General features: G+C 69.5%; 8 protein-coding genes. All 8 read left to right on the forward strand.

What is annotated here, in order from left to right:
* Positions 1–141 precede the first annotated feature (141 nt).
* The 8 genes from cofD to WA675_RS18840 all read left to right on the forward strand — a co-directional run bounded on the left by cofD (position 142) and on the right by WA675_RS18840 (position 6,854).
* A complete protein-coding gene (cofD, locus tag WA675_RS18805; protein WP_336085901.1) occupies positions 142–1,128 on the forward strand; it encodes a 2-phospho-L-lactate transferase in 987 nt (328 codons plus the stop codon).
* 71 nt (positions 1,129–1,199) lie between these two features.
* On the forward strand, positions 1,200–2,546 hold the full coding sequence (locus WA675_RS18810) for a coenzyme F420-0:L-glutamate ligase (protein WP_442945661.1): 1,347 nt from the start codon (positions 1,200–1,202) through the stop codon (positions 2,544–2,546).
* A 70-nt stretch (positions 2,547–2,616) separates the two neighbouring features.
* Positions 2,617–3,138, forward strand: a complete 522-nt coding sequence (locus tag WA675_RS18815) for an NUDIX hydrolase (RefSeq protein WP_336085904.1) — start codon at positions 2,617–2,619, stop codon at positions 3,136–3,138.
* A gap of 186 nt (positions 3,139–3,324) precedes the next feature.
* Positions 3,325–4,560: an alkane 1-monooxygenase gene (locus WA675_RS18820; protein ID WP_336085906.1), complete on the forward strand. Its 1,236-nt coding sequence runs from the start codon at positions 3,325–3,327 to the stop codon at positions 4,558–4,560.
* Positions 4,557–4,730, forward strand: coding sequence for a rubredoxin (locus tag WA675_RS18825; RefSeq protein WP_336085907.1), 174 nt, complete (start codon positions 4,557–4,559; stop codon positions 4,728–4,730). The genes WA675_RS18820 and WA675_RS18825 overlap by 4 nt, the downstream gene beginning before the upstream one ends.
* Positions 4,727–4,909, forward strand: a complete 183-nt coding sequence (locus WA675_RS18830) for a rubredoxin (protein ID WP_278263347.1) — start codon at positions 4,727–4,729, stop codon at positions 4,907–4,909. Before WA675_RS18825 ends, WA675_RS18830 begins: the two co-directional genes overlap by 4 nt.
* Positions 4,906–5,565, forward strand: coding sequence for a TetR family transcriptional regulator (locus WA675_RS18835; protein ID WP_336085908.1), 660 nt, complete (start codon positions 4,906–4,908; stop codon positions 5,563–5,565). Before WA675_RS18830 ends, WA675_RS18835 begins: the two co-directional genes overlap by 4 nt.
* Before the next feature lie 131 nt (positions 5,566–5,696).
* Entirely contained in the window at positions 5,697–6,854 is a 1,158-nt protein-coding gene (locus WA675_RS18840) for an alkane 1-monooxygenase (RefSeq protein ID WP_442945662.1), read from the forward strand.
* The last annotated feature ends 115 nt before the right edge of the window (positions 6,855–6,969 follow it).

The raw sequence follows: 6,969 nt of genomic DNA on the forward strand, positions 1-6,969 counted from the left end.
CAAATGACCAGCAACTTCGCTCCTCCTCGCCGCCGGAGCACCCCCGCGACGGCACCGCATAGGCGAAACCTCCGCCTGCGCTCCGGCCGTGCGCACGGCTGCGGATCGCTGACGCGACGGCGCTCACTACGCTGTGATCCCGTGACTGCACAACACGTGGCGCGCGAGCCCAAGATCGCCGTTCTGGTCGGCGGCGTCGGCGGTGCCCGGTTCCTCCAGGGCGTCCGGCAGCTGCTGCCCGACGCCGACATCTCCGCGATCGTCAATGTCGGCGACGACGTGTGGATGCACGGGCTGCGGATCTGTCCCGACCTCGATACCTGCATGTACACCCTCGGTGGCGGCATCGACCCCGAGCGCGGCTGGGGCCACGTCAACGAGACCTGGCACGCCAAGGAGGAGCTGGCGAAGTACAACGCCCAGCCCGACTGGTTCGGTCTGGGCGATCGCGACATCGCCACCCATCTCATCCGCACCGAGATGCTGCGCGCCGGATACCCGCTCTCCGCGGTCACCGAGGCGCTGTGCAATCGGTGGCAGCCGGGCGTGAAGCTGATCCCGGCCACCGACGATCGGTGCGAAACCCACGTCGTCGTCAGCGATCCCGACAACCCCGGCGAACGTCGCGCGATCCACTTCCAGGAGTGGTGGGTGCGCTACCGCGCGGCGCTGCCGACTCACGGATTTGCCTCGATCGGTGCCGAACAAGCCTCTCCGGCACCGAATGTGACCGAAATCATAAGCGCCGCCGACGCGGTGCTGCTGGCCCCCTCCAACCCCGTCGTGAGTATCGGCGCGATCCTCGCGGTGCCCGGAATCCGGGGCGCGCTGCGCACCACCGAGGCGAAGGTGATCGGCCTGTCGCCGGTGATCGACGGAAAGCCGTTGCGCGGCATGGCCGATGAGTGCCTCACCGCGATCGGTGTCGAGTCCACCGCCGCGGCGATCGGCCGCCACTACGGCGCCCGCTCGGCCACCGGCATCCTCGACGGCTGGCTGGTGCACTCCACCGACACCGCCGAGGTGCCCGGCGTCGAGGTACGCAGCGTGCCGCTGCTGATGACCGACCCCGAGGCCACGGCCGAAATGGCCCGCGCCGCACTGGAACTGGCGGGAGTGAAGGCATGAGCGGTCAGCGGCCGGAGGCGGCAGCGGAGCGTGACCACGGAGGCCGCCCGAGCATGCCGGAGGTGCACAGCATGGGCGCGCCGTCCGATCACGCCGCCGGGGAACTGCGGATTCTGCCCGTCACCGGGTTGCCGGAGTTCCGCCCGGGCGACGACATCGCCGAACACCTTGCGGCACAGGCTCCTTGGCTCGCCGACGGGGACGTCCTCGTGGTCACCAGCAAGATCGTGTCCAAGGCCGAGGGTCGCATCGTGGCCGCGCCGACCGACCCCGAGGAACGCGACACCGCCCGGCGCGTGCTCGTCGACCAGGAGGCGGTGCGCGTGCTCGCGCGCAAGGGCCGCACCCTGATCACCGAGAACCGCCTCGGCATCGTGCAGGCGGCCTCCGGGGTCGACGGCTCCAATGTCGCCGAGGGCGAGCTGGTGCTGCTGCCCACCGATCCCGACGGCAGCGCCAAGGCGCTGCGGGCGGCGCTGGCCGCCCGGCTGGGAGTCGAGGTGGCCGTGGTCATCACCGACACCATGGGCCGGGCCTGGCGCAACGGCCAGATCGACGCCGCCATCGGCGCCGCGGGCCTGCGGGTGCTGCACGACTACGCGGGCGCGGTCGACGGGCAGGGCAACGAACTGCACGTCACCCAGGTGGCGATCGCCGACGAACTGGCCGCCGCGGCCGACCTGGTCAAGGGCAAGCTCGGCGGGGTCCCGGTGGCCGTGGTGCGCGGGCTGCCGATCACCGACGACGGGTCGAGCGCGGCGGCGCTGCTGCGCGGCGGCGTCGACGACCTGTTCTGGCTCGGCACCGCCGAGTCGATCGAGAAGGGCCGCAAAGAGGCTGTGCCCCTGCGCCGTTCGGTGCGCGCCTTCGCCGCCGAGCCGGTGGACCCGGAACGGATCAGGGCCGCTGTCGCGGCGGGCCTGACCGCGCCCGCGCCGCACCACACCCATCCTGTGCGCTTCGTCTGGCTGCGCGACCCGGCCAAGCGCGCCGCGCTGCTCGCGGCCATGGCCGACAAGTGGCGGGCCGACCTCACGGCCGACGGACTCGACCCCGAACGGGTGGAGCGCCGGGTGGCGCGCGGGCAGATCCTGTTCGACGCGCCGGAGGTGATCATCCCGTTCTGCGTGCCCGACGGCGCGCACGACTACCCCGACGCGCGCCGCCAGGCCGCCGAAAAGACGATGTTCACCGTCGCGGTGGGCGCGGCCGTGCAGGGCCTGCTGGTAGCACTGGCCGCCGACGGCCTCGGCAGCTGCTGGATCGGCTCGACGATCTTCGCCCCGGAGGTCACCCGGGAGGTCCTTGACCTGCCCGCCGACTGGAATCCCTTGGGCGCCATCGCCATCGGACACCCGCTCGACGAGCCGACACCACGCACTGTCGGCGCGCCCGGCCCCGGCCTGGTGGAGCTGTGAACGCGCGCGGGGCGGTCCGCCTCGCCCCGGCCCCGGCCCCGGTGCCAGCGGCTGCCGGGCGGGTGGCGCGATGAGCGCCGAATCGCTGCACGCCTCGGCGACCGAACTGCTCACCGCGTGGAAACCCGAAGCGCGACACGATCATTCACTGAGGGAGGCGATGCTGGCCTTCCTCGGCTCGGCTCCGCGCGGCTGCCTGCGCGAGCACGCGCCGGGCCACATCACCGCCTCGGCCATCGTGTTCTCGCACGACCGCAGCGAGGTGCTGCTGACCCTGCACCCGCGCGTGGGCCGCTGGATCCAGCTGGGTGGGCACTGCGAGCCCGGCGACGAGACCGTCGCCGACGCGGCACTGCGCGAGGCGGTCGAGGAGTCGGGCATTCCGGACCTGGTGCTCACCCCCGGTCTGTACGGCGCGCAGGCTCATCCGATCACCTGCTCGCTCGGGGTGCCGACGCGGCATCTGGACCTGCTCTTCGAGATCGTCGCCCCGCCCGGCGCGGTGCCGGTCCGCAGTGCCGAATCGACGGATCTGCGCTGGTGGCCGGTGTCCGAGCTACCGGCAGGCGCGGACGTGCTGCTCGTGCCATAACCGGCCCCTGACCGGACCCGAAAGACGGTCGCGCCCACCCGGGCGTGACCGTCTTTTCGTTATCTCGCCGTTGCAACTTTACAAATCTCCGGATTTGTCTAGACGCCGGACAATTCGGGCCCTATCGTCTGTGACAGAGAGTTACGCACATCACAGGTGTGAGATGTGCCTCAGAAGGAGACGACGATGTCGACCGATGCCCACGCGTCCGAGCCGCGGGTCGCGCCGCCGCAGTGGCGTGATTCCAAGCGCTATCTCTGGCTGTGGGGGCTGTTCGCCCCGACCGGCCTGTTCACCATCGCGATCCCGCTGATCTGGGGTCTCAACCAGCTCGGCTGGCATCGCCTGGCCGAAGTGCCGTTCTGGCTGGGCCCGGTGCTGGTGTACCTGGTCATCCCGCTGGCCGACCTGTTCTTCGGTCCCGACGGCGACAATCCGCCCGACGAGGTCATGGAGTACCTGGAGAACGACAAGTACTACCGCTACCTGACCTACCTGTACCTGCCGTTCCAGTACGCCTCGCTGATCTTCGCCTGCTACATCATCACCGCCGACAACCTGCACTGGCTCGGCTTCCCCGGCGGGGCCAACGTGGTCGACAAGATCGGCATCGCGATCAGCGTGGGCATGATCGGGGGCATCGGCATCAACACCGCGCACGAACTCGGGCACAAGAAGGTCGACCTGGAACGCTGGCTGGCCCGCATCGCGCTGGCCCAGTCCTTCTACGGCCACTTCTACATCGAGCACAACCGCGGCCACCACGTGCGCGTCGCGACGCCGGAGGACCCGGCCAGCTCGCGCATCGGCGAGAGCTTCTGGGCCTTCTGGCCGCGCACGGTCTGGGGCAGCCTGCGCTCGGCCTGGCATCTCGAGAAGGACCGCCTGGCCCGGCTGGACAAGAGCCCGTGGACGCTGCGCAACGACGTGCTCAACGCCTGGGCCATGTCGGTGGTGCTGTGGCTGGGTCTGATCGCGGTCTTCGGCATCGAGGTGCTGCCGTATCTGATCCTGCAGGCGGTGATCGGCTTCAGCCTGCTCGAATCGGTGAACTACCTCGAGCACTACGGCCTGGTCCGGCAGAAGACGCCCAGCGGCCGCTACGAGCGGCCCGCGCCCACGCACAGCTGGAACAGCGACCACATCGTCACCAATATCTTCCTGTACCACCTGCAGCGGCACAGCGACCATCACGCCTACCCGACCCGGCGCTACCAGACGCTGCGCAGCTGGGACGGCGCGCCCAACCTGCCCAGCGGCTACGCCAGCATGATCCTGATCGGCTACTTCCCGCCGATCTGGCGCCGCGTCATGGACAAGCGGGTGCTCGCCCACTACGACGGCGACGTCACGCGCGCCAATATCGAACCCCGGCACCGCGACAAGGTGCTGGCGCGGTACGGAACGGAGAATCCGGCATGAGTACGTATAAGTGCCCGGTCTGTGATTATGTCTACGACGAAACGAAAGGTGCCCCGCGCGAAGGGTTTCCGGCAGGCACGCCATGGGCCTCGGTGCCCGACGACTGGTGCTGTCCGGACTGTGGGGTGCGCGAGAAGATCGACTTCGAGGCAGTAGGAGTTCCGCAGTGACCCCGTACAAGCTCTACCAGTGTGCCCAGTGCGGCTTCGAGTACGACGAGGCGCAGGGCTGGCCCGACGACGGCATCGCCCCCGGCACCCGCTGGGACGACATCCCCGAGGACTGGACCTGCCCGGACTGCGGCGCGCGCAAGTCCGACTTCTTCATGGTCGAGATCGAACGTTCGTGAGCGTGGCGGGGACGCCGCGGACGGGTCAGCGCGTCCCGTACCAGGAGTCGGCGCGCGAACTGCTGCGCACCTCGGTGCTGGACGGCATGCGCGACCTGCTCACCGAACGGGACTGGTCCAAGATCACCCTCGGTGACGTCGCGGCGCGGGCCGGAGTCAGCAGGCAGACGCTCTACAACGAGTTCGGCTCGCGCTCCGGCCTGTCCCAGGCCTACGCCCTGCGGCTGGCCGACGAGCTCGTCGACCATGTCCGCGAAGCGCTCGACGCGCACGTCGGCGATGCCCGCGCCGCCATCCGGGTGGGTATGACCGGCTTCTTCCTGGCCGCGGCGGCCGACCCGCTGGTGCGCTCGCTGCTGGCCGGGGAGATGAAGCCGGACCTGCTGCGGCTGATCACCTTGGACGCGGGCCCGCTGCTAGAACACGCCACCGCGCGGCTGGCAGGTGTCTTCCAGCACAGCTGGGTCGACGCCACCGGCACCGAGGCCGACGTGCTCGCGCACGCGCTGGTGCGCATCGCGCTCAGCTACATCCCGAACCCGCCGGTACCCGAGCGCGACGCCCCCGCCGAGATGGCCGCGCTGCTCGGTCCCTACGTGGAGGCGATCGTGCAGGTCCGGGGCATCCGGGACCCAAGCCGTGAGCGGGATCACTGAGAGTTCTCACAGGCTCTGATTCGCCACTGTGTAACCGTCACCACGTTTGGGAAGCTGACGCTGTGTAACGCGCCTACGGTCTGTCAGTATTTCACTCGGTCGGCGAATGGTCTTTTTACAGCGGAGCGGGTGTGCAAACGGTTGGCAAACCGGGGGGTTTTCGTGATCCCAAACGGTATCTCTGGGCTCTAGGGTTGATCGCTCCGGCGTCCGCGCTGCTGCCTTCCCAGCTCGTGTACCGCACCGGTGCCGAGGTGTTCTGGTGGATCGGGCCGGTCATCGTGCTCATCGCCATTCCGGTGCTGGACTGGATCGTCGGCGAGGACGGCAACAATCCCCGCGACGAGGACTACGAAGCCCTCTCCGCCGACCGGTATTACCGGTGGTGCACCTATCTGTTCCTGCCGGTCCAGCTGATCGGTCTCGGCATCGCCTGCGCGATGTGGGCGGGCAGCGATCTCGACGTCGTCGACAAGCTCGGTCTGGCCGCCACGGTCGGGTTCGTGAGCGGGATCGGCATCAACGCGGCGCACGAATTGGGCCACCGCGTGGAGCGTGCTGAAAGATTGCTGTCGAAGATCGCGCTGGCCCAGTCGGGCTACGGGCACTTCTTCGTCGAGCACAATCGGGGCCACCACGCCCGGGTCGCGACACCGGCGGATCCGGCCAGCGCGCGGCTGGGGGAGTCGCTGTGGGAGTTCTTGCCGCGCAGTGTGATCGGTGGCTTCCGCTCGGCGGTCCAGCTGGAGGGCGCGCGCCTGCGCAGGCAGGGCCGCCGCTGGTGGAGCCCGCGCAACAACGTCCTGCAGGCCTGGGCGATGAGCGCGGTGCTGTTCGGTTCGCTGACGCTGGCCTTCGGCCCGGCGATCCTGCCGTGGCTGGTGTTGCAGGCCGTGATCGGGGTGGGGCTGCTCGAGACGGTCAACTACGTCGAGCACTACGGGCTGCTGCGCGCGCGTAAGCCCAACGGCCGCTGGGAGCGCTGCTCCCCGCGCGACAGCTGGAACTCCGATCGCCTGGTCACCAACATCTTCCTGTTCCATCTGCAGCGCCACAGCGACCACCACGCCAATCCCGGTCGTCGCTACCAGACCCTGCGCAGCACCAGCGAGTCGCCGCAGCTGCCCGCCGGTTACGCCACGATGATCCTGCTCGCCGCGTTCCCGCCGCTGTGGCGTGTGGTGATGGACCCCAAGGTGGCCGCCCACTACGGCGGCGACCTGACGCTGGCCAATGTCGCGCCCGCCAAGCCGCGGCGTTTGCTGGCCCGATACCGCGCCGCGGCCTGAACCGCGGCCTCGCAGGACCGGGGAACGCGCGCGCCGTCAGGCGGTAGCCTTGCCTCGGTACTGACTACCAGGAGAGGCTGATGACGACCTCAGAACTTCCCGCGCGCACCGAGCT

It is taken from the genome of Nocardia sp. SSK8, assembly GCF_037034205.1.
GTDB lineage: Bacteria > Actinomycetota > Actinomycetes > Mycobacteriales > Mycobacteriaceae > Nocardia.